Genomic DNA, 21430 nt, shown 5'->3' on the forward strand with positions numbered 1-21430 from the left:
ATGAAGCTGCTGGCACCCGGCACCGAGATCGACGGCTTCGTGGTGCATGAGTGCATCCACTCCGGTGGCATGGCGCACATCTACCGCGTGGGATACGCCAACGCGGCGCGTGACCCGGGCTTTGCCCTGGCCATGAAGATCCCGCGCATGACGGTGCGCGACGGGGCGGAGAACATCGTCAGCTTCGAAGTCGAGCTGACCATCCTGCCGGCTCTGTCGGGCGCCCATGTGCCGCGCTTCGTGGCCGCGGGCGACCTGGTGCGGCTGCCCTACCTGGTGATGGAATACATCGAAGGCCAGACGCTGGCCCACTGGCATGAAGCCCATGCCGGCCCTGGCGGCGCGGTGGCCGACACGGCCGCCATCGCCCGCATCGGCAGCGCCCTGGCCATTGCCGCGCACAGCCTGCACGAGCAAAACGTCTGCCACCTGGACCTCAAACCCGCCAACGTGCTGCTGCGCGAGGGCGGCAGCGTGGCGCTGCTGGACTTCGGCCTGTCCTGCCACGCCCACTACCCCGACCTGCTGGCCGAGGAGATGAGAAAAGCCGTGGGCTCGCCCGCCTGGATCGCCCCCGAGCAGGTGGTGGGCGTGCGCGGCGACCTGCGCAGCGACATCTTCGCCATCGGCGTCATGCTGTACGAGCTGGCCACCGGCGAGCTGCCGTTTGGCGCACCCACCACCCAGGGCGGCCTGCGCCAGCGCCTGTGGATGACGCCCCAGCCCCCGCGCGCGCACCGCCCGGAGCTGCCCGAGTGGCTGCAGGAGATCCTCCTGCGCTGCCTGGAGCCCGTGGCCGCAGAGCGCTACCCTTCGGCCGCGCAGCTGGCCTTCGACCTGGCCAACCCGCATCAGGTGGCCATCACCGAGCGCGGGCGGCGCATGCGCGGGCCGGGCCTGCGCCGGCACTTCAGGCGCTGGATCCGCGCCGCCGGCATGCACTACCAGCCCAGCCCGCTGCCGCACGACCAGATCGAGCGCTCGCCCATCGTCATGGTGGCCGTGCCGCACGAGGATGTGAGCGACGCCACGCTGTACTCGCTGCGCGAGGCGGTGGCGCGCTCGCTGGGCATACGGCCCGGCGCGCGGCTGGCCTGCGTGACGGTCATCAAGCCGTCAGCGGCCAGCAGCTCCGACAGCGCCCGCAGCGAGACCACGCTGCACCGCACGCACCTGGCGCGCCTCAAGCAATGGGCGGCCGGCCTGGCTCTGGACGGGCACAGCGCCAGCTACCACGTGCTGGAGGCCGGCGATGTGGTCCAGGCCCTGGTGCGCTACGCCGAGGGCAACCGCGTGGGCATGATGATCCTGGGCGCGGCCACGCACGGGCTGCAGCTGCAGCGCTTCATCGACACCGTGCCCGTGCGCGTGGCACGCGACGCGCCCTGCACCGTCATCCTGGTCAAGCAGCAGCTGCCGTTCGAGCAGCTTCATTCGGACGGGGCGGGCTGAGCGGCATTGGCCGGCGCCGCTGCGCCAGGGCCGGCGTCGGCGTCTGCGGTGTCTGCAGCGGCTTCTTCGACTTCTTCGGCCGCGCTCGCTGCCCGGGCGGCTGCGTCCTCGCCGTCTGGCGCGTCGCCCTGCTCGGGCGGGCGCGGCTGCGGCGCGATGGGCTGCAGCTGCTCGTCGGCCAGGCCCACCAGCAGCGCACGGCCGCCGGGCAGCACGCGAAATTCGCCAAAGCGCGCCTGCGCCAGGCTGCCGCCCTGGCCCTCGGGGAAGAAAAAGGCATCGGTCACCAACGTCCACGCTCCCTTCAGGCGCCTGAGCGGCAGCAGCACCTCGCCCGGCGCCAGGTCTGCCTGCGGGCCGGCCAGGCGCTGCACGCTGGCCACGCCGCGCCCGTCCAGGCGGGCCACCACCCAGGCGCTGGCGCGCCGGCCGGCGGCGGCGTCTTCCTCCTGCAGCTGGCTGCGCACCGGGCCCAGGCTGAAGTCCAGCGCCATGTAGTCGCCCTGCATCAGCGAGCGCGGATCGCGCGGCGCCAGGGCCACGTAGATCTTGTGGCCCTGCAGCACCACCTCCTCCTTGTGCAGCGCGTCGCGGTGCACCAGCCCCAGCGCCAGTGCGCCGCCCGCGGCGATCAGGGCCGGCGCCAGCCAGCGTCGCGCGGGCGTGCCCGGCTGCCCTGCAGCCGGCGAGGCCGGGCCGCCGGCAGCCCGCCGCCCGGGCCGCCCGCCCAGGGCCAGCAGCGCCAGCGCCAGCGCCGCGCCGCTGGCCGCCAGCAGCAGCGCCTTGTCCGTCAGGGGCCACTGCAGTGCGTAATAGAACTGCGACAGCTGCAACAGCATCAGCACCAGGACCAGCACCAGCAGGCGCCGCCGCCCGGTGCCCAGGGCCACCGAGCCCACCAGCGCTGCCACGCCCACATGGGGCATGACCCAGCAGGCCAGCAGCGCCAGGGCATAGACCAGTGCCAGCGCGGGCCGGGCGGCGCGCACGCCGGCGTTCTCGCGCCAGTGCCAGGCAAGCAGCCACAGCCCGCCGGCCAGTACCAGCGCCATCTGCACCGCCACCGTCCAGTGAAACGCAAACAGGCGGGCCGTACCGGCGTCAGCAGCGTCGGCCGAACCCATCATGGGCACGCTGGCCAGCCACAGCCACCGCTGCGCCTGCGCCACCAGGGGCGCCAGCAGCAGGGCCACGCCCACCCCGTCGGCCAGGGCGCTGGCCCGGGGCGCCCAGGTCCGCGGCGCCCCGCGCACGGACAGCACGCACCAGCCGGCCCAGGCCAGCGCCAGCAGCCACAGGTTGGGCTGCGCCGGGAAGGCCCCCAGCCCCCATGGCAAGAGCTCGGCCCCCTCATGGCCGGCCGGCCACAGATCCAGCAGCAAGAAGGTGCCCGCCGCCAGCAGGCCCAGCAGGCGCTGCACCCAGCGCACGGGCACGCTCCAGGCGACGGCCAGCTGCAGCGCCAGCAGGCCCAGCAGCAGCCCGATGCGCAGCGCCGGGGAGGCGGCCCCCTCCAGGCCCCAGCCCACCAGCCACAGCGCCTGCCCGCACAGCAGCAGGCTCACGGCCAGCTGCTGGGCAAACATGCCGCCGCCCGCGCGCAGCGTCCATACCGCCCCGCCCGACAGCAGCAAGGCCACGACCACCGAGCCCGGCGGCGTGAACAGGTCGCTGCCCGACACCAGGGCCAGCAGCAGCAGGCCCAGCAGCGACACCAGCAGCGCGCCGATGAAACCCAGTGCCGAGACCACCCAGCTGGCGTCGCTGCCCTGCTGCCCGGCGCCGCTGGCCTGCGGCGGCAGCAGGCCCTGGGCCTGCGCGGCCCGCACCAGTTCGTGTTGCGCCTTCATGCGCCCTCCTCCTGGCGCTGCAGGCGGTACAGCCAGGCGCCCGACGCGCCCAGGGCGGCGGCCGCCAGCAGGGTGAACAGCACCAGCGTGCCAATGATGTCGGCCCTGTGGTCCTGCGCAAACAGCAGCCAGCCCATGCCGGCCAGCACCAGCACGTTGGCCGCCAGCACGGCCAGCGCCAGCACCACGTAGTCGCGCGGGCGCCGCCACCAGGCCAGCGCCAGGGCCGCCGCCACCAGCAGCAGGCTGACCGTGTACTGGCCTGGCACCTCGTGCATCAGCAGCCCCCACAGGCCATGGGCGTTCCAGGCCGACAGGGCCAGCAGCGCCCCCAGCCGCCCGCTGATGACCGCGCGCGCCTGCGGCACCAGGCCCAGCCGCGGCAGCGCCAGCGGCAGGGCGAACACCAGCGCCCACAGCAGCGGCGCCAGCAGCCCGCGCGGGCCGCCGGCCCACAGCAAGCTGGCGCCCAGCGGATCCAGCAGGCCGTGGCCGGCCCACATGGCCAGGCCGGTGCCGGCGACCAGCAGCCACAGCGCCCACAGCGCATCGCGCCGCGCCACCAGCGCCCAGGGCAGCGCCAGCAGCGCCCAGGCGGCAAACAGCTGCCAGGCGTCCGCCCCGGTCTGGTAGGTCTGGCCGACGAAAGCCAGCAGCGCCCCCAGCGCCAGCGTGGCCAGCAGCAGCAGCGCGGTGCGCCCGGCGCGCCAGACGAGGGCGCCCAGCACGGGCAGCAGCACGGCCGCCTCCAGCACCTGCAGGCGGAACATGCGGCTTTGCTCCTGCCAGTTGGCGGCCACCCAGAACACCAGGCCGGCGCCCAGCAGCAGCGCGGCCAGCGCCGCCAGGCCGCGCTGCAGCACGGGGCCCAGCTGCGCAGGCGGCCGGTCCAGGCCGGACAGCTGCCACAGCCGCGCGGCCCGCGCGCCGTCCAGCCCGAATGCGGCGGCCAGATGGAAGATGAAGGTATGCACGTGCTCCCGCCCTTGTCTGTCTTTGAAGGTCAAAAACTATAGCGAAGCAGGCCGGCGCCCCCTGTAACCACCTGCGCCCGCCACAATCGCCCCATGCACGACGACGCCCCACAGCCGCCCCTGGCCGGCCACCCTTACGCCGCCCTCACGCCCGACGTGGTGCTGGACGCCCTGGCCCTGGTGGGCCTGCACGGCGACGGCCGGCTGATGGCCCTGTCCTCCTACGAAAACCGCGTCTATCAGGCGGTGCTGGAGGACGGCAGCCGCGTGGTGGCCAAGTTCTACCGCCCCGGGCGCTGGAGCCGCGCCCAGATCCTGGAGGAGCACGCCTTCGCCCAGGAGCTGGCCGGCGCCGAGGTGCCGGCCGTGGCGCCGCTGGTGCTGGACGGCGCCAGCCTGCACGCACACGCGGGCTTTGAATTTTCCGTCAGCCCCTGGCGCGGCGGCCGCCAGCCCGAGCTGGACGACTTCGAGGTGCTGGAGTGGATCGGCCGCTTCCTGGCGCGGCTGCACAACGTGGGCGCGGCGCGCCCCTTCGACCAGCGCCCGCGCCTGGACGTCCACAGCTTCGGCCGCCAGCCGCGCGACTGGCTGCTGGCCAGCGGGCTGGTCGCCCCCGAGGTGCGCGGTGCCTGGCAGCAGGCCTGCGACGAAGCTATCGAATTGATAGCTGCCGGCGCTTCATCCACGGGCGCTGGAGGCACTTTTGGCTTGAATGATGCGGCGCCGCTGCGGCTGCACGGCGACTGCCACCCCGGCAACATCCTGTGGACACCACCCGGCCCGGGCGGGGGCGGCCCGCACTTCGTGGACCTGGACGATGCGCGCACGGGCCCGGCCGTGCAGGACCTGTGGATGCTGCTGTCGGGCGAGCGGCGCCAGCGCACGGCGCAGCTGTCGGCGCTGCTGGAGGGCTACGAGCAGCTGCGCGACTTCGACCGGCGCGAGCTGGCGCTGATCGAGCCGCTGCGCACGCTGCGCCTGATCCACTACAGCGCCTGGCTGGCCCAGCGCTTTGCCGGCGACCCGATCTTTCCCATCAACTTTCCGTGGTTCGGCACGGCCGACTACTGGCGCGGCCAGGTGGACATGCTGCACGAGCAGCTCGAGGCGCTGCGCGAGGAGCCGCTGCAGGCCTGAGCGCCGGCTCAGGGCCTTTTCATCACCGTCTGCTGCCAGCCGCGCACGATCACGTCGGTGAAAAAGCGCCGGTCCAGCAGCAGCCACACCAGCACGGGCGCCAGCGTGGGCAGCACCAGCACGCCCACCTGGTAGCCATAGACGATGGCCTCCACCTGCCACTGCTCCATGCGCAGCGTGCGCACGTCAAAGCCGGCCGCGCCGGCCAGCTGCATGAGCAGGTACATCACCAGGCTGAAGGCCTGCACCGGCAGCAGCAGCACATAGCCCAGCAGCGCACGCTGCAGCCGCCCGGGCGCGCGCGCCGCGCCCCAGGCGGCCAGCAGCAGCGCCCAGAAGATGGGCAGCCCAAAGGCGTAGCGGCCGGGGTCGGCGTCCAGCGTGACCTCGCCGCGGCGCCCGCCCGCCTGCGGGTCGGCCACCTCCACCGTGGTGTCCACCTCGATGTGGCCGGGGCGCTTGTGCACGCTGCGCACCCACATGGGCACCACCTGCTCCAGCGCCACGTGCGAGAGGCCGGCCACGGGGTAGGACAGCCAGGGCGAGGCCTGGGTCCACAGCAGCGTCAGGCCGATGACGCCGGCGAACGCCCACAGGGCAAAGCGCACCAGCACCGGGGGGCGCCGTGGCCCGGCGGCGGGGGCAGAGGGCGATGGGGATGGCTCGGGGGGCACGGCGTGGGACGGTCGGGGGTCAGCGCGGCGACAGGTCCAGCGACGCGCTGACCGTGCGCGTGCCGGCCGGCACGCGCACGGCAGGAGCGGGGCGCAGGGGCGGGGCCGGGGGTTCGTCGGGCGGGTTGCCGCCCTGGGCCGGCTGGTTCTTGGCGCCGGCGCGCACCCACAGCAGCCAGACGATGAGCACGTCCAGCATGATCAGGCCCTGCCAGAGAAATTCATGGGCGAAGTCGAAGACGTCCTTGCTCCACTGGCCCAGGTAGAACAGGCTGATCACGCGCACCACGTTCAGCGCCTGCACGGCGGCAAAGCCGGCGGCCAGCCCGACCAGCTTGTGCCGCCAGGTCGAGGGAAAGGCCATGACGGCGGCAAACAGCACGATGCAGGCCTCGATGCCGTTGCAGCCCGGCTCGATGGACACGCCAAAGCCCGTGACCGTGTTCCACAGCACCTTGCCCTGCGCCGCTGCGGTGCTGTCAAACCACATGACCAGCGCCGCGCAGATGCGCGCGAGCAGCGCCGTCCAGGGCAGCACGACGTGCTGCTGCACCCAGTTGAGCATGTTCAGGCCGAACAGCGAGAGCTGGAGCAACAGAAAGAGCAGGAAAAAGCGCAGCATGGAACGTTCAGGGCGAGCGCCGGAATTATCCACAGGCAGCCCCGCCGGCGGTCTTCCCCTTGCGGGGGCCCCGGGCGCCCTGCCGCCCCTTGCTATCAAAAAAAGAGCCCGTAACGCTTGCCTGACAAGCGCTACGGGCCTTTTTTGCCTTAAAAACGTGAAACGTCAGACAGTGTCAAGACCTCACACCAGCAAGGCATTCACCCGGCGCACGTAGGCGGCCGGGTCTTCGGGCAGGCCGCCTTCGGCCAGCAGGGCCTGGTCGAACAGGATCTGCGCCAGGTCGTGGAAGTGCACGCTGCCGTCGAGCTTTTTCACCAGCGGGTGCTCGGGGTTCACTTCCAGCACGGGCTTGGTCTGCGGCGCGCCCTGGCCGGCCTGCTTCAGGAGGCGCGCCAGCTGCATGCTCATGCCGTGGTCCTGCACCACCAGGCAGGCGGGCGAATCCACCAGGCGGGTGGTGGCGCGCACGTCTTCAGCGCGGTCCTTCAGGGCCTCCTTGAGCTTGGCCAGTACGGGCTTGAAGGATTCGGCGGCTTCCTCCGCGGCTTTTTTCTCGGCCTCGTCCTGCAGCGTGCCCAGATCGACCGCGCCCTTGGCCACGGACTGCAGCGGCGTGCCGTCGAAGTCCTGCAGGTAGCCCAGCGCCCACTCATCGACCCGGTCGGTCATGAGCAGCACCTCGATACCCTTTTTCTTGAAGATCTCCAGCTGCGGGCTGTTCTTGGCTGCCGCCAGGGTGTCGGCGGTGATGTAGTAGATGGCCTCCTGGCCCTCCTTCATGCGCGCCTTGTACTGGGCCAGGCCGACACTCGGGGTGTCGCTGCTGGTCGAGGCAAAGCGCAGCAGCTTGGCCAGGCGCTCGCGGTTGGAGAAGTCCTCGCCCAGGCCTTCCTTCAGCACCGCGCCGAACTCGGCCCAGAACTGGCTGTACTTTCCCTCCTTGGCCTTGTCTTCCTCGCTGACCACGTCCTGCACGCCGTCCTGGCCGTCGCCGGCTTCATGCGTGTCGTGGCGCGCCAGGTCTTCCAGCATGGACAGCACGCGCTTGGTCGAGCCGTCGCGAATCAGCCGCACGTCGCGCGACTCCTGCAGCAGCTCGCGGCTGACGTTCAGCGGCAGGTCGCTGGAGTCGATCACGCCGCGCACGAAGCGCAGGTAGCCGGGCATCAGCGCCTCGGCGTCGTCCATGATGAACACGCGCTTCACATACAGCTTCACGCCCGCGGCCTTGTCGCGGTTCCACAGGTCCATCGGCGCCTTGGCGGGGATGTACAAGAGCTGCGTGTACTCGGTGTTGCCTTCCACGCGGTTGTGGCTCCAGGCCAGCGGGTTCTCGTGGTCGTGGCTGATCGCCTTGTAGAAGTCCTGGTACTGCTCGTCGGTGAGGTCCTTCTTCGGGCGCGTCCACAGGGCGCTGGCCTTGTTCACCGTCTCCCACTCGCCCGTCTTGGCCATCTCGCCGGGCTCGCCTTCCTTGTCGGACTCCTTCCACTCCTCCTGCTCCATCAGGATGGGCAGGCTGATGTGGTCGGAATACTTGGCGATGACCTGCTTGAGCTTCCAGGCGTTCAGGTAGTCCTCGGCGTCTTCGCGCAGGTGCAGGATGACGCTGGTGCCGCGCTCGCCGCGCTCGATCTGCTCGACCTCGAATTCGCCAGCGCCGCCACTCACCCAGCGCACGCCCTCGGACGCCGGCAGTCCGGCCCGGCGCGACTCGACCGTGATCCGGTCGGCCACGATGAAACCGGAATAAAAGCCCACGCCGAACTGGCCGATCAGCTGGCCCTGCTCACTGGCCGTGGCCTTCTGGTCGCCGGACAGGCGGCTCATGAAGTCCTTGGTGCCGCTCTTGGCGATGGTGCCCAGGTGCTCAATGGCCTCCTGCTGGCTCATGCCGATGCCGTTGTCGGTAATGCTGAGGGTGCGCGCCGCCTTGTCGAAGGCCACGCGCACCTCCAGGTGGGACTGGCCCTCGTACAGGGACGGGTCGTTCAGCGCCTCGAAGCGCAGCTTGTCGCAGGCGTCCGAGGCGTTGGAGATCAGCTCGCGCAGAAAGATCTCCTTGTTGGAGTACAGCGAGTGCGTGACCAGGTGCAGCAGTTGCGCGACCTCGGCCTGGAAGGAATGCTGGTGCTTGTTGTTGCTCATGCGTTGGAACCAGGGAAAAAGGAGGTTGGACAAAAAGAAAAGCCGGCGCGGCCGGAACGCCAGCCCATGTGGGGCCAAACGCCGCCGGCTTCAAGGGTGGCCGCAGCTGTCGCACACTGGGGGCATGCCACACGACAGCAGCACCCAGCGCACCGAGCGCGCCCTGGCCGCCATTGAGGCCGCCGGCGAAGAAGGACGGCGGATTTTCACCCGGGTTTACGCCCAGCCCGCGCTCCAGGCGGCGCGGGCGGCCGACGAGCGCGCTGCCCGCGGCGCCGCGTTGGGCCCGCTGGACGGGCGCATCGTCTCCATCAAGGACCTGCTGGACGTGGCCGGCGAGCCCACCACCGCCGGCTCCATCGCCCTGAAGGACGCCCCGCCCGCGGCGCAGGACGCCGCCGTGGTGCAGCGCCTGCGCGCGGCCGGCTGCGTGCTCATCGGCAAGACCAACATGACCGAGTTCGCCTTCTCCGGCATCGGCCTCAATCCGCACTACGGAACGCCGGGCAACGCGCACGACGCCAGCCGCATCCCGGGCGGCTCGTCGAGCGGCGCGGGGGTGAGCGTGGCGCACGGCATGGCCGAGATCGCCATCGGCACCGACACGGGAGGCTCCATCCGCATCCCGGCGGCGTTCGCCGGCATCGCCGGTTTCAAGCCCACGCAGTCGCGGGTGCCCCGCGAGGGCGCCCTGCCCCTGTCGTACACGCTGGACACCATCGGCCCGCTGGCGGCGAGCGTCCTGGACTGCGCCCGCGCCGACGCCGTGCTGGCCGGGCAGGACTGGCAGCCGCTGCCCGCGCGCCAGGTGGCCGGCCTGCGCATCGGCGTGCCGCGCGGCTGGCTGCTGACCGACACCGACGACGCCATCCTGTGCGCCTTCGAGCAGGCCCTGGCCACGCTGGCCGGCGCCGGCGCCCGCCTGGCCGACCTGCAGCTGGACGAGTGGCTGATGGCGCCGGCGCGGCTGCAGCAAAGCGGCACCCTCTCCGCCGCCGAGGCCGCACACGTCCACCGCGCGCTGCTGGACAGCGCCCCCCAGCAGCTGGACCCGCGCGTGCTGGCGCGCATCCAGCCCGGGCGCAGCATTCCTGCGCCGCACTACGTGGGCCTGCTGCAGGCGCGCACGCGGCTGCAGCGCGAGCTGGACGCGCAGCTGCAGGACGTGGAGCTGCTGGCCCTGCCCACCGTAGCACTGCTGCCCCCGCGCATCGCCGAGCTGGAGCACGGCGACGCGGCCTTCATGGCGGCCAATGGGCGCGTGCTGCGCAACCCCTCGGTGTTCAATTTCTACGACCTGCCGGCGCTGTCGCTGCCCATGGGCCGCGCGGGCGGCCTGCCCTTCGGGCTGATGCTGGTCGCCCGGCGCGGGCGCGACCGCGAGCTGCTGGCACTGGCCGCCGCCATCGAGCGGCTGCGTTGATCAGGACATCGCCGGCGCGCTGGGCCGGGGGCCGCCCGGCAGCGGGATGAACTCCTGGTCATCGGCATCGGGCAGCTTCATGTGGCCGGCCTCCCAGTCGGCGGCGGCCTGGGCCAGGCGCTCCTTGGACGAGGAAACGAAATTCCAGTAGATGAAGCGCTCGCCGATGGGCTCGCCGCCCAGCACCATGACGCTCGCGGGCTGCACGGCGCGCAGCCGGGAGTCATCAGCGCCCAGCACCAGCATGCGGCCGGCCTCGTAGCGCGAGCCGCCCACCTCGATGGCGCCGGTCGCCACGTACAGCGCGCGCTCGGGCTGGCCTGACGGGATTTCGGCCGTTGCGCCCGCCCGCATGTCCAGGTGGGCGTAGAACAGCGGCGAATGCGTGGCGGCTCCCGCCGTCAGGCCATAGGCGCTGCCGGCAATCAGGCGCCCTTGCACACCCCCCTCGCTCCACTGCGGCAGGTCGCTGCCTTCGTGGTGCGAGAACGAGGGCGCGCATTCTTCGTGTTCCCTGGGCAGCGCCACCCAGGCCTGGATGCCGTGCAGGTGGTCGCCCACGGCGCGGGCCTTTTCAAAGCGCTCGCTGTGCGTGATGCCGCTGCCCGCGGTCATCCAGTTGACTTCGCGCGCCCGGATGGGCTGCGTGTAGCCCAGGCTGTCGCGGTGCACGATCTCGCCGTCGAACAGGTACGTCACGGTGGACAGCCCGATGTGCGGATGCGGGCGCACGTCCACGCTGCGGTCCACGCCGGCGGCCAGGTCGAGCGGCCCCATGTGGTCGAAGAAGATGAAGGGCCCGACCATGCGCCGCCTGGCAAAGGGCAGCACGCGCCCCACATCCAGGCCGCCGCCCAGGCTGCGGCGGCGCTGCTCGATGACCATCTCCACCATGTCGTGTCTTCTGCTGATGTACGGGGCCCCATGCTGGCACAACAGCAGCAGCCGGCGCGTCAGCCAGGCGCCCGGCGGATGCGGCTACGCTCGCGGGCGGGGCGGCAGCTGCCGCCGGCACGGGAGGACACGAGAGATGGACGACATCGTCAAACAGGCCATGGCCAAGTGGCCGCGCGTGCCGCATTGCAGCGGCTGGCTGGGGCTGGACGCGCGCGGCCGGTGGTGGCTGCGCGACGAGCAGGCGCAGGCGCTGGGCGCCTTTGCCAGCGGCGTGCCGGGCGCGCGCGGCAGCCGGCTCGAGCACGAGGGGCTGATCGCCTTCATCGGGCGCAACTACGAGGTCGATGCGCAGGGGCAGTGGTACTTCCAGAACGGCCCGCAGCGGGTGTACGTGGAGCTGGAGGCCGCGCCCTGGGTCTGGCGGCTGCACGACGACGGCCGCGTTCTCTCGCACACCGGGCGCGCCGTGCAGCCGTCGGCGCTGTGGCTGGACGAGGTGGGGCACGCCTATCTGCTGGCCGACTGCGGCTTTGGCCTGGTGCACAGCCAGGACGTGGGGCTGGTGGCGCAGGCCGTGGAGCAGGGGCGCTGGACGCCCGAGACACTGGCAGCGGCGCAGATGCCCGGGCGCTTCGGCTTCGTGCTGAGCCCGCAGCAGCTTGCAGGCAGCAGGGATGGCCCCGCCGCCGCGGATCAGAACCGCTCGCCCGGCCCCAGGTAGCGCCACTGCCCCACGGGCAGCTGCCCCAGCTGCACGCGGCCGATGCGGATGCGCTTGAGGCCCACGACCTTCAGGCCCACCTGCTCGCACATGCGGCGGATCTGGCGCTTCTTGCCTTCGATGAGCACGAAGCGCAGCTGCTCGGGGTTTTGCCACTCCACCTGCGCCGGTTGCAGGCGCTGGCCGTCCAGGGAGAGGCCGTGGCGCAGCAGGGCCAGCTTGTCCTGCGGGAAGGCGTCGCGCACGTCCTGCCCCCTGTCGCCGTACTGCACGCGCACCAGGTATTCCTTGTCGACGGTGGAGTCTTCGCCGATCAGCTGGCGCGCCACGCGCCCGTCCTGGGTCAGCACCAGCAGGCCCACCGAATCGATGTCCAGCCGCCCGCACGGGGCCAGCCCGCGCAGCTGGGCCGGTGAAAAGCGCGTGCGGCTGGCGTCGCCCGCCCAGTGCGTGCGCGGGCCGATCAGCGCGGCGGCGGGGGTGTGCCCGTCCTCGGCCTGGCCGCTCACGTAGCCCATGGGCTTGTGCATCACGATGGTCACCTGCTGCTCTTGCTGGCCCTGCGCGGCGCGGTCCACCTCGATGCGCGCCAGCGGGCCCACCTGCTGGCCCATCTCGGCCGCGCGGCCGTCCACGCGCACCCAGCCCCGGGCGATCCATTCGTCGGCCTCGCGGCGCGAGCACAGGCCCAGCTCGGCCATGCGCTTGTTCAGGCGCTGGGTGGCGGCCGGGCCGGGCGCCGCCGCGCCGCCCCGCGCTGCCAATGCGGGGCGCGGCGCGACGGATGCAGGGCGCGGCGCAACGGGCGGGGTGGCGGCGCGGCGCGGCGCGGCGGGCGCTGCCGGCGCAGGGCCGGGGGCAGGCGCGGGCCGGCGCAGGGTGAGACGGGGGCGGGGCGCGGGGGCGGGCGCTGCAGCAGGGGCGCGGGGGGGCCGGTCGGACATGGCCCGTATTGTCGCGCGCGCCGGCCGCCTGCGCGGTCAGGCCGCTGCGCCGTGGGGGTGCTGCTGTGCAAACAGGCTGGTGCGCAGCGCCTCCAGGTCCAGCACGCGCAGGCCGCCATATTCCACCTGGATGGCGCCCTGCGCCTGCAAAAAGGCCAGCGCCTCGTTCACGCGCTGGCGCGACAGGCCGACCAGGTAGGCCAGCTCCTGCTGGGTGATGCGCAGCACCTCGCCCACGCCAGGGTAGAGCACGGGGTTGAACAGCGCCGCCAGGCTGCGCGCCACGCGCAAGTCGGGCCGGCCCATGCGGTCGATCTCGCGCGCGGAGATGAACTGGCCCAGGCGCTCGTTGAGCTGGTTCATGACGAAGCGGTTGAAGCCGATGGAGTGGTCCAGCAGCCAGTGGAAGGTGTCGATCGGCAGGCCGGCGACCACGCTCCTGCGAAGGGCCTGGATGTTGTAGCGATAGGGCTCGCGCTTGACGACCGTGCCCTCGCCAAACCAGCCGCCCGGGGGCACGCCGGTGAAGGTCATGGTCAGGCCGTCCACGTTGTCGGCGCTCATCTTGAGCAGGCCCTCGACCACGCCGAACCAGTAGGTCACCGGCCGGCCCACGCGGCACACGTAGTCGCCCGCGCAGGCCTCGCCCACCACCAGCGCGGCCACCGCGCGCGCGCGCTCGGCAGGCAGCAGCCGGTGCAGCCAGGGGATGCCGTCCAGCTCCGCCTGGGTGGGCGGGCGGCGGCGCTGGTGCAGGGAGGCGTCTTGCGTCATGGGCCGGCAGCTTGGCGGCAAACGCCGCCGACGTGGCAGCGGGATTACCACGAAACCACGCCTTTCACTATCAAATCAATAGCTGCTGGCGCTTGCTCAGTGGGCGTTAGAAGGCGATTTGACCAATAGGCAGCCGGCTACTGTGCCGGCAGCGCGTAGCGGTAGCCCTTGAAGGCCCAGATGGTGCGCGCCTGCTCGATGCGCTCCAGCACCAGGCCGGGCGCGGCCTGCTCGCCCTCGTGCAGCACCTGGCCGTTGATGATGGCCATGCGGTGCTGCGGGTTGGACGAATAGGTGATGCCCGCCAGCTGCAGCGTGGGCAGCTGCGAGCGCACGGCCGGGGGCAGGTCGGCCTGGGCGAACACGGTGCCGGCGCTGCCGGGGCGCGGGGCTTCCTTCGCAGGGGCCGGCGCGGGTGCCGGTGCCGCTGCCGCTGCCGCTGCAGGCGCAGGCCGGCGCGCACGCTCGGGTGGCGGCGCCTTGGCGGCCGGCGCGGCGGCGCGCTGCGGCGCGGGCCTGGGGGGCGCGGCCTGCACTGCCGGCGGCGGCGTAGATGGTTCGATGGGCGGCGGCGCGTCGACCGGGGCCGCGGGCACGGCGCCCGGCAGGGGCGCTGCAGCCTGCACGGCCGGCTGCGGCGTGACGGGCGGCGGCGGCGTCGTCGTCGCCCGCCCCAGCCACCAGCCGGCGCCGCCCAGGGCCACCGCCAGCAGCAGCGCCAGGGGCAGCCAGGGCAACCCGCCGGCGCGCGGCGCGGCGGGCAGGTCGGCCGTGGTGGCGGCCGGGGTGTGCAGGTCGGGCACGCCGCCGCGGTGGCGTTCGGCCTGGGCGCGCCGCAGCGCATCGAGGATGTAGGACATGGGTGGGGCGTGTCAGGGGGGGTGCGGCGGCCGCGAAGGGCTGGCGGAGGGTGGCTGGCGGAGGGCAGTGGCTGGCAGGTTGCGGGCTCAGCCGGGATGCTGCAGCCGCGGCTCCTGCACGCCGGTGGCGCGGTTGAGCAGCATCAGGGTCAGCGGGCCGGGCTGGCCATCGGGCGTGAGGCCCTGGGCCAGCTGGAACTGGTGGATGCGCGCGCGCCGCGCGGCGGCCGACAGGGAGCGCGAAGGGGCCGGGCTGCCGCTGGCGCGCGCCAGCTGCCGGTCCAGCCAGGCGGCGGCGGCGCCGCTGGCCGCCAGATCGCCCGAGGCCGGCAGGTTGGCCGGCGCCTTCCACAGCGTGGCGATGTCGCCATGCCACAGGGGCGCCAGCTCGGCCAGGGGCACGGCGAGCGTGGCGCCGCCAGCGCCCACCAGCCGGGCGTTCTCGCCCTGCAGGGCCTGCAGCACCACCGTCTGCTCCGCTCCGCCGCCGGCCGGCTGCAGCGTCAGCAGCACCGGGCGGTCGATCAGGCGCAGCAGGCTCAGGCTGGCGCGGCGCGAGCGAAAGCAGCGCAGGCCCTGGCCCGCCAGTGCGGCGCAGGCGTCGGGCGCAGCGGCTGGCAGCTCCGCCTGCCAGGCGAGCGCCAGCGTGCGCCATGCGGCGGCTTCGGCGGCCGCGGGCTCGGGCTGGGCCTGCAGGAACTGCGCCAGTGCCGGCACCACTGCCGCCGTGGCGGACGCGGCCGACGCGGGGGCAACAGCAGAAGCAGCCCCGGGTGCGGGCGTCGCCGCTGCCCCGGATGCGGCCGGCGCCGCTGCCACGGCCGCAGGGGCCGCCGCGCCGGGCCGGCCGGCCCCGCCCGCGGGCCAGGCCAGCAGCCCCAGCGCCCAGACGGCCGCCAGCGCGGCGCCAGCGCCGGCCAGCAGCCCCATGCCGCCGGCCAGCCAGCGCCGCCGCGCGCCGCTCGCGGCCGCCGTACCGCTGCCAAAGACCTCGCGCGCGGCCTGGCGCAGGGTGGCGCCGTGCACCTGGCGCTCGCCGCGGCTGTAGGCGCCCAGCAGGGCGCGGTCGCACAGCACGTTGATGCGCCGCGGCACCCCCTGGGTGATGGCGTGCACGCGCGCCAGCGTGCGCCGGTCAAACGGCAGCGGCCCGCGCAGCCCGGCCACCGCCAGGCGGTGGGCAACGTACTGCCCCGTCTCCGCCCGGCTCAAGGGCCCCAGGTGGTAGCGCGCGATCACCCGCTGCGCCAGCTGCTCCAGCTTGGGGTGGGCCACCATGGCACGCAGCTCGGGCTGGCCGATCAGGATGATCTGCAGCAGCTTTTTCTCGTTGGTTTCCAAGTTGGTGAGCAGGCGCAGCTGCTCCAGCACGTCCAGGCGCAGGTTCTGCGCCTCGTCGATGATGAGCACGCTGGAGCGCCCGGCGGCGTGGGCGCGCAGCAAAAACTCGTTGAGCGGATCGATGCAGTCCTTGACGGTCTCCGCGCCGGGGGTGGCGGGGCGGTGCACCACGCCGAACTCGTCGCAGATGGAGCGCAGCAGCTCGGAGACCGTCAGCTTGGGGTTGAAGATGTAGGCGACGTTGCAGCTGTCCGGGATCTGCTCCAGAAAGCACCGGCACACGGTGGTCTTGCCGGCGCCGACCTCGCCGGTGAGCAGCACGAAGCCGCCGCCCGCCTGAAGCCCGTACAGCAGGTGCGCCAGCGCCTCGCGGTGGCGCTCGCTCATGAACAGGTAGCGCGGGTCGGGCGCGATGGAAAAGGGCGGCTGCTCCAGGCCGAAGAACGGGGCGTACATGGCGCGAGGATACCGCCGCGGCCGGCGCGGGCCGCTTGCGCCAGCGGAGCAGCGGGCGGCGCCTGGGTTCAGGGTTAGACCCCTGAGGACTAACCCCGAGATTGTCGTCGCAAAGACAAGATGACGTCAAAGTCCTTCCTACCATCGCTCGCAATCAGGCTGCAGGCGGCGCTGGCTTCGCCGGCCTGCCACGGCCTTCTCTCTCCGAACTCGAACAGGAACCGGCAATGACGACCACGTTCCCCCACCTGCTGCTGCGCCACGCCGCCGAAAGGCCGCAGGCGACCGCGCTGCGTGAAAAAGAATATGGCATCTGGCAGACATGGAGCTGGCAGGCCGCGGCTGCCGAAGTGCGCGCCATGGCCTGCGGGCTGCTGTCGCTGGGCTTTGCGCGCGGGCAGAACCTGGCGCTGATCAGCGACAACCGCCCGCACGTGTACATGGGCTTTCTAGCCGTGCAGAGCATGGGCGGCGTGCCCATCCCGCTGTACCAGGACGCGGTGGCTGCGGAGATGACCTTCGTCATCCAGGACGCGGGCATCGAGTTCGCCTTTGCCGAGAACCAGGAGCAGGTGGACAAGCTGCTGGAGGTGCGCGAGACGGTGCCCGGCATCCGCCACATCATCTATGACGACCCGCGCGGCCTGCGCAACTACGACCAGCCGGGGCTGATCAGCACCCAGCAGCTGGCGGCCCGCGGCGCCGAGTGGGACCAGGCCAACCCCGGCGTGTGGGAGGCCCTGCTGGGCTCGCTCACGCCCGAGGATGTCTCGGTCATCCTCTACACCTCCGGCACCACGGGCAAGCCCAAGGGCGTGTGCCTGACGCACTCCGCGTTTGCCGAATCCGCCCGCGGCGGCATCGAGGTGGACCGCCTGGGCCCTCAGGACGACGTGCTGTCCTACCTGCCGCCGGCCTGGGTGGGCGACCACCTGTTTTCCTTCGCGCAGTGGCTGGTGGCGGGCTTCACGATCAACTGCCCGGAGTCGGCCAGCACGGTCAGCATCGACATGCGCGAGATCGGCCCGAGCTACTACTTCGCGCCGCCGCGCATCTTCGAGGGCATGCTGACCTCGGTCTCCATCCGCATGGAGGACGCTGCGGCTCCGAAGCGCTGGCTGTTCGACCAGTGCATGCAGCTGGCGCGCCGCGTCGGCTCGGACATCCTGGACGGCAAGCCGGTCGGCGCGCTGGACCGCCTGAAATACCAGCTGGCCGACCTGGCCATCTACGGCCCGCTGCGCAACGTCATGGGCCTGTCGCGCATCCGCGTGGCCTACACGGCGGGCGCGGCCATCGGGCCGGACCTGTTTCGCTTTTTCCGCTCCATCGGCATCAACCTCAAGCAGCTGTACGGCCAGACCGAGACCTGCGCCTACGTCTGCCTGCAGCGCGACGGCCAGGTGGAGCTGGCCAGCGTGGGCCAGGCGGCGCCGGGCATCGAGCTGAAGATCGCCGACAGCGGCGAGGTGCTGGTCAAGGGCGTGTCGGTGCTCAAGGAGTACTACAAGCGCCCGGACGCCACGGCCGAGGTCATCGACGAGAACGGCTACTTCAAGACCGGCGACGCCGGCCTGATTGACGCCAGTGGTCAGCTGCGCATCATCGACCGCGCCAAGGACGTGGGCAAGACCGCCAGCGGCGCGATGTTCGCGCCCAACTACATCGAGAACAAGCTCAAGTTCTTCCCGCACATCAAGGAGGCGGTGTGCTTTGGCAACGGCCGCGAGACGGTGTGCGCCTTCATCAACATCGACTATGAGGCCGTGGGCAACTGGGCCGAACGCCAGGGCGTGCCCTACGGCGGCTATGTGGACCTGGCCTCCAAGCCCCAGGTACTGCAGCTGATCGCCGACTGCGTGGGCAAGGTCAATGCCGACCTGGCAGCCGAGCCCGGCATGGCCGGCACCCAGGTGGCGCGCTTTCTGGTGCTGCACAAGGAGCTGGACCCCGACGACGACGAGCTGACCCGCACCCGCAAGGTGCGCCGCGGCTTCATCGCCGAGAAGTACGGCGTGCTGGTGGAGGCGCTGTACGCCGGCCGCGCCGAGCAGTTCATCGAAACCCAGGTCAAGTTCGAGGACGGGCGCACCGGCGCCGTGAGCGCCACGCTCAAGCTGGTGGACGCCAAGACCTGGCCGGCCAGCGCCCGCGCAGCCGCCTGACCGCAACGAGGCTCACATGACCAGCAAGAAGATCGGCGACGTCATCCTGGACGTCCAGAACATCAGCCTGCGCTTTGGCGGCGTGAAGGCCCTGACGGACATCTCGTTCGATGTGCGCGAGCACGAGATCCGCTCCATCATCGGCCCCAACGGAGCCGGCAAGAGCTCGATGCTCAACTGTATCAACGGCGTCTATACGCCCACCGAGGGCTCCATCACCTTCCGCGGCAAGACGTTCTCCAACATGAACAGCCGCCAGGTGGCCGAAATGGGCGTGGCGCGCACGTTCCAGAACCTGGCGCTGTTCAAGGGCATGAGCGTGATCGACAACATCATGACCGGGCGCAACCTGAAGATCAAAAGCAACCTGCTGCTGCAGGCGCTGCGCATCGGGCCTGCGGAGAAGGAAGAGATCCGCCACCGCGAATTCGTCGAGCACATCATCGATTTCCTGGAAATCCAGGCGCACCGCAAGACACCCGTGGGCCAGCTGCCCTACGGCCTGCAAAAGCGCGTGGACCTGGGCCGGGCCCTGGCCATGGAGCCACAGGTGCTGCTGCTGGACGAGCCCATGGCCGGCATGAACGTCGAGGAAAAGCAGGACATGAGCCGCTTCATCCTGGACGTGAACGACGAGTTCGGCACCACCATCGTCCTCATCGAGCACGACATGGGCGTGGTCATGGACATCTCCGACCGCGTCGTGGTGCTGGACTACGGCAAGAAGATCGGCGACGGCGCGCCCGAGGACGTGCGCAACAACGAAGACGTGATCCGCGCCTACCTGGGCGCCGGACACTGAAAGCGGGGCACAAACAAAATGGCATTTTTCTTGGAAACCTTCATCGGCGGCCTGATGGCCGGCATGCTGTACGCGCTGGTGGCCCTCGGCTTCGTGCTGATCTTCAAGGCCTCGGGCGTCTTCAACTTCGCGCAGGGGGCGATGGTGCTGTTCGCGGCACTGGCGATGGCGCGCTTTGCGGACTGGATGCCGCAGTGGACCGGCATCGACAACAAGATCTTCGCCAACGTCGCCGCCTTCGTGCTGGCCGCCGCCATCATGTTCGCCGTCGCTTGGGCTATCGAGCGGCTGGTGCTGCGCCACCTGGTGAACCAGGACGCGGCCACGCTGCTGATGGCCACGCTGGGCATCACCTACTTCCTCGAAGGCCTGGGCCAGACGCTGTTCGGCAGCGAGATCTACACCATCGACGTGGGCATGCCCAAGGACCCGGTGTTCGTCCTCGAGTCCGCCTTCCAGGGCGGCGTGATGATCAACCCGGAGGACGTGATCGCCGCGCTGATTGCCGCCGCGCTGGTGGCCGCGCTGTCAGTGTTCTTCCAAAAGACCGGCACCGGCCGCGCGCTGCGCGCCGTGGCCGACGACCACCAGGCCGCCCAGTCCATCGGCATTCCGCTGGCCCGCATCTGGGTCATCGTGTGGTGCGTGGCCGGCATCGTGGCGCTGGTGGCCGGGATGATCTGGGGCTCCAAGCTGGGCGTGCAGTTCACGCTGACCACTGTGGCGCTGCGCGCGCTGCCGGTGGTCATCCTGGGCGGCCTGACCTCGGTGCCCGGCGCCATCATCGGCGGCCTGATCATCGGCGTGGGCGAGAAGCTCTCCGAGGTGTACCTGGGCCCGTTCGTGGGCGGCGGCATCGAGATCTGGTTCGCGTATGTGCTGGCGCTGGTGTTCCTGCTGTTCCGGCCGCAGGGGCTGTTTGGCGAAAAGATCATCGACCGCGTGTGAAGCACGCGGTCAACCCGAAGGGTTCTTTGCCGCAGGCAAAGGATGATCTTTCGGCGCAGGGTGCGCAGCGCCCGAAGCCAAAAATCATTGCGCTCGGATAGCTCACCAGGAGTTGAGAAAACATGTTTTATCGTGAAAACGGCCAGTTCAAGACCAGCTACCGCGCCGACCAGCAGGTCTTCCCCATCCTGCAGGACAAGATCGCCGTCTGGGCCCTGATCGCTGCCTGCTTCGTGCTGGTGCCGATGCTGGCGTCCGACTACTTCTACCTGGCCATCCTGATTCCGCTGGTCATCATGTCGCTGGCGGCGCTGGGGGTGAACATCCTGGTGGGCTACTGCGGGCAGATCTCGCTGGGCTCGGGCGCCTTCATGGCGGTGGGGGCCTACGGCGCCTACAACTTCGTGGCCCGCGTCCCGGACATGCCCCTGATCCCGGCGCTGATCCTGGGCGGGCTGTGCGCCACCTTTTTCGGCATCCTGTTCGGGCTGCCCAGCCTGCGCGTCAAGGGCCTGTACCTGGCCGTGGCGACGCTGGCCGCGCAGTTCTTCTCGGACTGGATGTTCCTGCGCATCAAGTGGTTCACCAACGACTCGCCCTCGGGCTCGGTGTCGGTGAACAACCTGCAGGTCTTCGGCATCCCCATCCAGTCGCCGCAGGCCAAGTACCTGTTCTGCCTGGCCTTGCTGGTGGTGATGGCCATCCTGGCCAAGAACCTGGTGCGCAGCGCCATCGGCCGCGAGTGGATGGCGATTCGCGACATGGACGTGGCCGCCAGCGTGATCGGCATCCGCCCGATGTACGCCAAGCTGTCGGCTTTCGCCGTCAGCTCCTTCATCGTCGGCGTGGCCGGCGCGCTGTGGGGCTTCGTGCACCTGGGCGCCTGGGAGCCGGCCGCCTTCTCGGTGGACATCTCCTTCAAGCTGCTGTTCATGGTCATCATCGGCGGGCTGGGCTCCATCATGGGCAGCTTCTTCGGCGCGGCCTTCATCGTGGTGCTGCCCATCGTGCTGAACCTGGTGCTGCCTGCCCTGCTGGGCGTGTTCGGCGTGGAGATCTCCACGGCCGGCATCTCGCACACCGAGCTGATGATCTTCGGCGCGCTGATCGTCTGGTTCCTGATCGTGGAGCCGCACGGCCTGGCCAAGCTGTGGTCCACGGGCAAGCAGAAGATGCGCGTGTGGCCCTTCCCGCACTGATGGAACGACTATCAAAACAATAGCTGCTCACGCTTGC

18 protein-coding genes are annotated in these 21430 nt (G+C 71.1%); 8 read left to right on the top strand and 10 right to left on the bottom strand.

All coding sequences use genetic code 11. From position 1 onward, the window contains the following. Positions 1-1452, top strand: a complete 1452-nt coding sequence (locus tag C7H73_RS00090) for a serine/threonine protein kinase (protein WP_106844779.1) — start codon at positions 1-3, stop codon at positions 1450-1452. On the opposite strand, the gene C7H73_RS00095 is transcribed toward C7H73_RS00090, so the two are convergent. After that, positions 1431-3302 (bottom strand): GDYXXLXY domain-containing protein, encoded by a 1872-nt coding sequence (locus C7H73_RS00095; RefSeq protein WP_106844780.1) that lies wholly within the window; start codon positions 3300-3302, stop codon positions 1431-1433. The genes C7H73_RS00090 and C7H73_RS00095 overlap by 22 nt on opposite strands. Then, positions 3299-4276 carry a DUF2157 domain-containing protein gene (locus C7H73_RS00100; protein WP_170104798.1) on the bottom strand — a complete coding sequence of 326 codons (978 nt, stop codon included), beginning with the start codon at positions 4274-4276 and terminating at the stop codon, positions 3299-3301. The genes C7H73_RS00095 and C7H73_RS00100 overlap by 4 nt, the downstream gene beginning before the upstream one ends. A 93-nt stretch (positions 4277-4369) precedes the next feature. On the opposite strand from C7H73_RS00100, the gene C7H73_RS00105 reads away from it, so the two are divergent. Further along, a complete protein-coding gene (locus C7H73_RS00105) occupies positions 4370-5416 on the top strand; it encodes a serine/threonine protein kinase (RefSeq protein ID WP_106844782.1) in 1047 nt (348 codons plus the stop codon). 8 nt (positions 5417-5424) lie between these two features. Here C7H73_RS00105 and C7H73_RS00110 read toward each other — a convergent pair whose 3' ends face one another. The 3 genes from C7H73_RS00110 to htpG form a co-directional block, all read right to left on the bottom strand. Beyond that, positions 5425-6090: an exosortase H-associated membrane protein gene (locus tag C7H73_RS00110; RefSeq protein WP_227001372.1), complete on the bottom strand. Its 666-nt coding sequence runs from the start codon at positions 6088-6090 to the stop codon at positions 5425-5427. A 19-nt stretch (positions 6091-6109) separates the two neighbouring features. Then, positions 6110-6712: an exosortase H gene (gene xrtH, locus C7H73_RS00115; protein WP_106844783.1), complete on the bottom strand. Its 603-nt coding sequence runs from the start codon at positions 6710-6712 to the stop codon at positions 6110-6112. A gap of 183 nt (positions 6713-6895) precedes the next feature. Then, positions 6896-8863 (bottom strand): molecular chaperone HtpG, encoded by a 1968-nt coding sequence (gene htpG / locus C7H73_RS00120; RefSeq protein ID WP_106844784.1) that lies wholly within the window; start codon positions 8861-8863, stop codon positions 6896-6898. Positions 8864-8987: 124 nt separating this feature from the next. Here htpG and C7H73_RS00125 point away from each other — a divergent pair, with 124 nt between their 5' ends. Continuing rightward, positions 8988-10286: an amidase gene (locus C7H73_RS00125; RefSeq protein ID WP_106844785.1), complete on the top strand. Its 1299-nt coding sequence runs from the start codon at positions 8988-8990 to the stop codon at positions 10284-10286. On the opposite strand, the gene C7H73_RS00130 is transcribed toward C7H73_RS00125, so the two are convergent. Next, complete coding sequence (locus tag C7H73_RS00130) at positions 10287-11180, bottom strand: pirin family protein (protein ID WP_106844786.1); 894 nt, start codon at positions 11178-11180, stop codon at positions 10287-10289. It abuts the gene before it with no gap. Between the two features lie 136 nt (positions 11181-11316). Between C7H73_RS00130 and C7H73_RS00135 the strand changes: the two genes are divergently transcribed. Beyond that, positions 11317-11904: a DUF2946 family protein gene (locus C7H73_RS00135; RefSeq protein ID WP_106844787.1), complete on the top strand. Its 588-nt coding sequence runs from the start codon at positions 11317-11319 to the stop codon at positions 11902-11904. On the opposite strand, the gene C7H73_RS00140 is transcribed toward C7H73_RS00135, so the two are convergent. From C7H73_RS00140 to C7H73_RS00155, 4 genes are all read right to left on the bottom strand, one after another. Further along, positions 11877-12848: a pseudouridine synthase gene (locus tag C7H73_RS00140; protein WP_106844788.1), complete on the bottom strand. Its 972-nt coding sequence runs from the start codon at positions 12846-12848 to the stop codon at positions 11877-11879. The genes C7H73_RS00135 and C7H73_RS00140 overlap by 28 nt on opposite strands. A 36-nt stretch (positions 12849-12884) precedes the next feature. Then, entirely contained in the window at positions 12885-13622 is a 738-nt protein-coding gene (locus C7H73_RS00145; RefSeq protein WP_106844789.1) for a Crp/Fnr family transcriptional regulator, read from the bottom strand. A 137-nt stretch (positions 13623-13759) separates the two neighbouring features. Next, positions 13760-14482, bottom strand: coding sequence for a general secretion pathway protein GspB (locus tag C7H73_RS00150; RefSeq protein WP_106844790.1), 723 nt, complete (start codon positions 14480-14482; stop codon positions 13760-13762). An 87-nt stretch (positions 14483-14569) separates the two neighbouring features. Next, a complete protein-coding gene (locus C7H73_RS00155; RefSeq protein ID WP_106844791.1) occupies positions 14570-16279 on the bottom strand; it encodes an ExeA family protein in 1710 nt (569 codons plus the stop codon). Between the two features lie 227 nt (positions 16280-16506). Here C7H73_RS00155 and C7H73_RS00160 point away from each other — a divergent pair, with 227 nt between their 5' ends. The 4 genes from C7H73_RS00160 (at position 16507) to C7H73_RS00175 (ending at position 21393) form a co-directional block, all read left to right on the top strand. Next, complete coding sequence (locus C7H73_RS00160) at positions 16507-18444, top strand: AMP-dependent synthetase/ligase (RefSeq protein ID WP_106844792.1); 1938 nt, start codon at positions 16507-16509, stop codon at positions 18442-18444. Positions 18445-18460: 16 nt separating this feature from the next. Then, a complete protein-coding gene (locus C7H73_RS00165) occupies positions 18461-19246 on the top strand; it encodes an ABC transporter ATP-binding protein (protein WP_106844793.1) in 786 nt (261 codons plus the stop codon). A gap of 18 nt (positions 19247-19264) precedes the next feature. Then, positions 19265-20194, top strand: coding sequence for a branched-chain amino acid ABC transporter permease (locus tag C7H73_RS00170; RefSeq protein WP_106844794.1), 930 nt, complete (start codon positions 19265-19267; stop codon positions 20192-20194). Positions 20195-20316: 122 nt separating this feature from the next. After that, positions 20317-21393 (top strand): branched-chain amino acid ABC transporter permease, encoded by a 1077-nt coding sequence (locus C7H73_RS00175; protein ID WP_106844795.1) that lies wholly within the window; start codon positions 20317-20319, stop codon positions 21391-21393. Positions 21394-21430: the final 37 nt, after the last annotated feature.

This window comes from Pulveribacter suum (assembly GCF_003013695.1).
Lineage (GTDB): Bacteria > Pseudomonadota > Gammaproteobacteria > Burkholderiales > Burkholderiaceae_C > Melaminivora > Melaminivora suum.

What these genes read in the sequence shown, in the direction of transcription:
- C7H73_RS00090 (WP_106844779.1), top strand. Translation starts at nt 1, where the DNA reads ATGAAGCTGCTGGCACCCGGCACCGAGATCGACGGCTTCGTGGTGCAT.
- C7H73_RS00095 (WP_106844780.1), bottom strand. Translation starts at nt 3,302, where the DNA reads ATGAAGGCGCAACACGAACTGGTGCGGGCCGCGCAGGCCCAGGGCCTG.
- C7H73_RS00105 (WP_106844782.1), top strand. Translation starts at nt 4,370, where the DNA reads ATGCACGACGACGCCCCACAGCCGCCCCTGGCCGGCCACCCTTACGCC.
- xrtH (WP_106844783.1), bottom strand. Translation starts at nt 6,712, where the DNA reads ATGCTGCGCTTTTTCCTGCTCTTTCTGTTGCTCCAGCTCTCGCTGTTC.
- htpG (WP_106844784.1), bottom strand. Translation starts at nt 8,863, where the DNA reads ATGAGCAACAACAAGCACCAGCATTCCTTCCAGGCCGAGGTCGCGCAA.
- C7H73_RS00125 (WP_106844785.1), top strand. Translation starts at nt 8,988, where the DNA reads ATGCCACACGACAGCAGCACCCAGCGCACCGAGCGCGCCCTGGCCGCC.
- C7H73_RS00130 (WP_106844786.1), bottom strand. Translation starts at nt 11,180, where the DNA reads ATGGTGGAGATGGTCATCGAGCAGCGCCGCCGCAGCCTGGGCGGCGGC.
- C7H73_RS00135 (WP_106844787.1), top strand. Translation starts at nt 11,317, where the DNA reads ATGGACGACATCGTCAAACAGGCCATGGCCAAGTGGCCGCGCGTGCCG.
- C7H73_RS00140 (WP_106844788.1), bottom strand. Translation starts at nt 12,848, where the DNA reads ATGTCCGACCGGCCCCCCCGCGCCCCTGCTGCAGCGCCCGCCCCCGCG.
- C7H73_RS00145 (WP_106844789.1), bottom strand. Translation starts at nt 13,622, where the DNA reads ATGACGCAAGACGCCTCCCTGCACCAGCGCCGCCGCCCGCCCACCCAG.
- C7H73_RS00150 (WP_106844790.1), bottom strand. Translation starts at nt 14,482, where the DNA reads ATGTCCTACATCCTCGATGCGCTGCGGCGCGCCCAGGCCGAACGCCAC.
- C7H73_RS00155 (WP_106844791.1), bottom strand. Translation starts at nt 16,279, where the DNA reads ATGTACGCCCCGTTCTTCGGCCTGGAGCAGCCGCCCTTTTCCATCGCG.
- C7H73_RS00160 (WP_106844792.1), top strand. Translation starts at nt 16,507, where the DNA reads ATGACGACCACGTTCCCCCACCTGCTGCTGCGCCACGCCGCCGAAAGG.
- C7H73_RS00165 (WP_106844793.1), top strand. Translation starts at nt 18,461, where the DNA reads ATGACCAGCAAGAAGATCGGCGACGTCATCCTGGACGTCCAGAACATC.
- C7H73_RS00170 (WP_106844794.1), top strand. Translation starts at nt 19,265, where the DNA reads ATGGCATTTTTCTTGGAAACCTTCATCGGCGGCCTGATGGCCGGCATG.
- C7H73_RS00175 (WP_106844795.1), top strand. Translation starts at nt 20,317, where the DNA reads ATGTTTTATCGTGAAAACGGCCAGTTCAAGACCAGCTACCGCGCCGAC.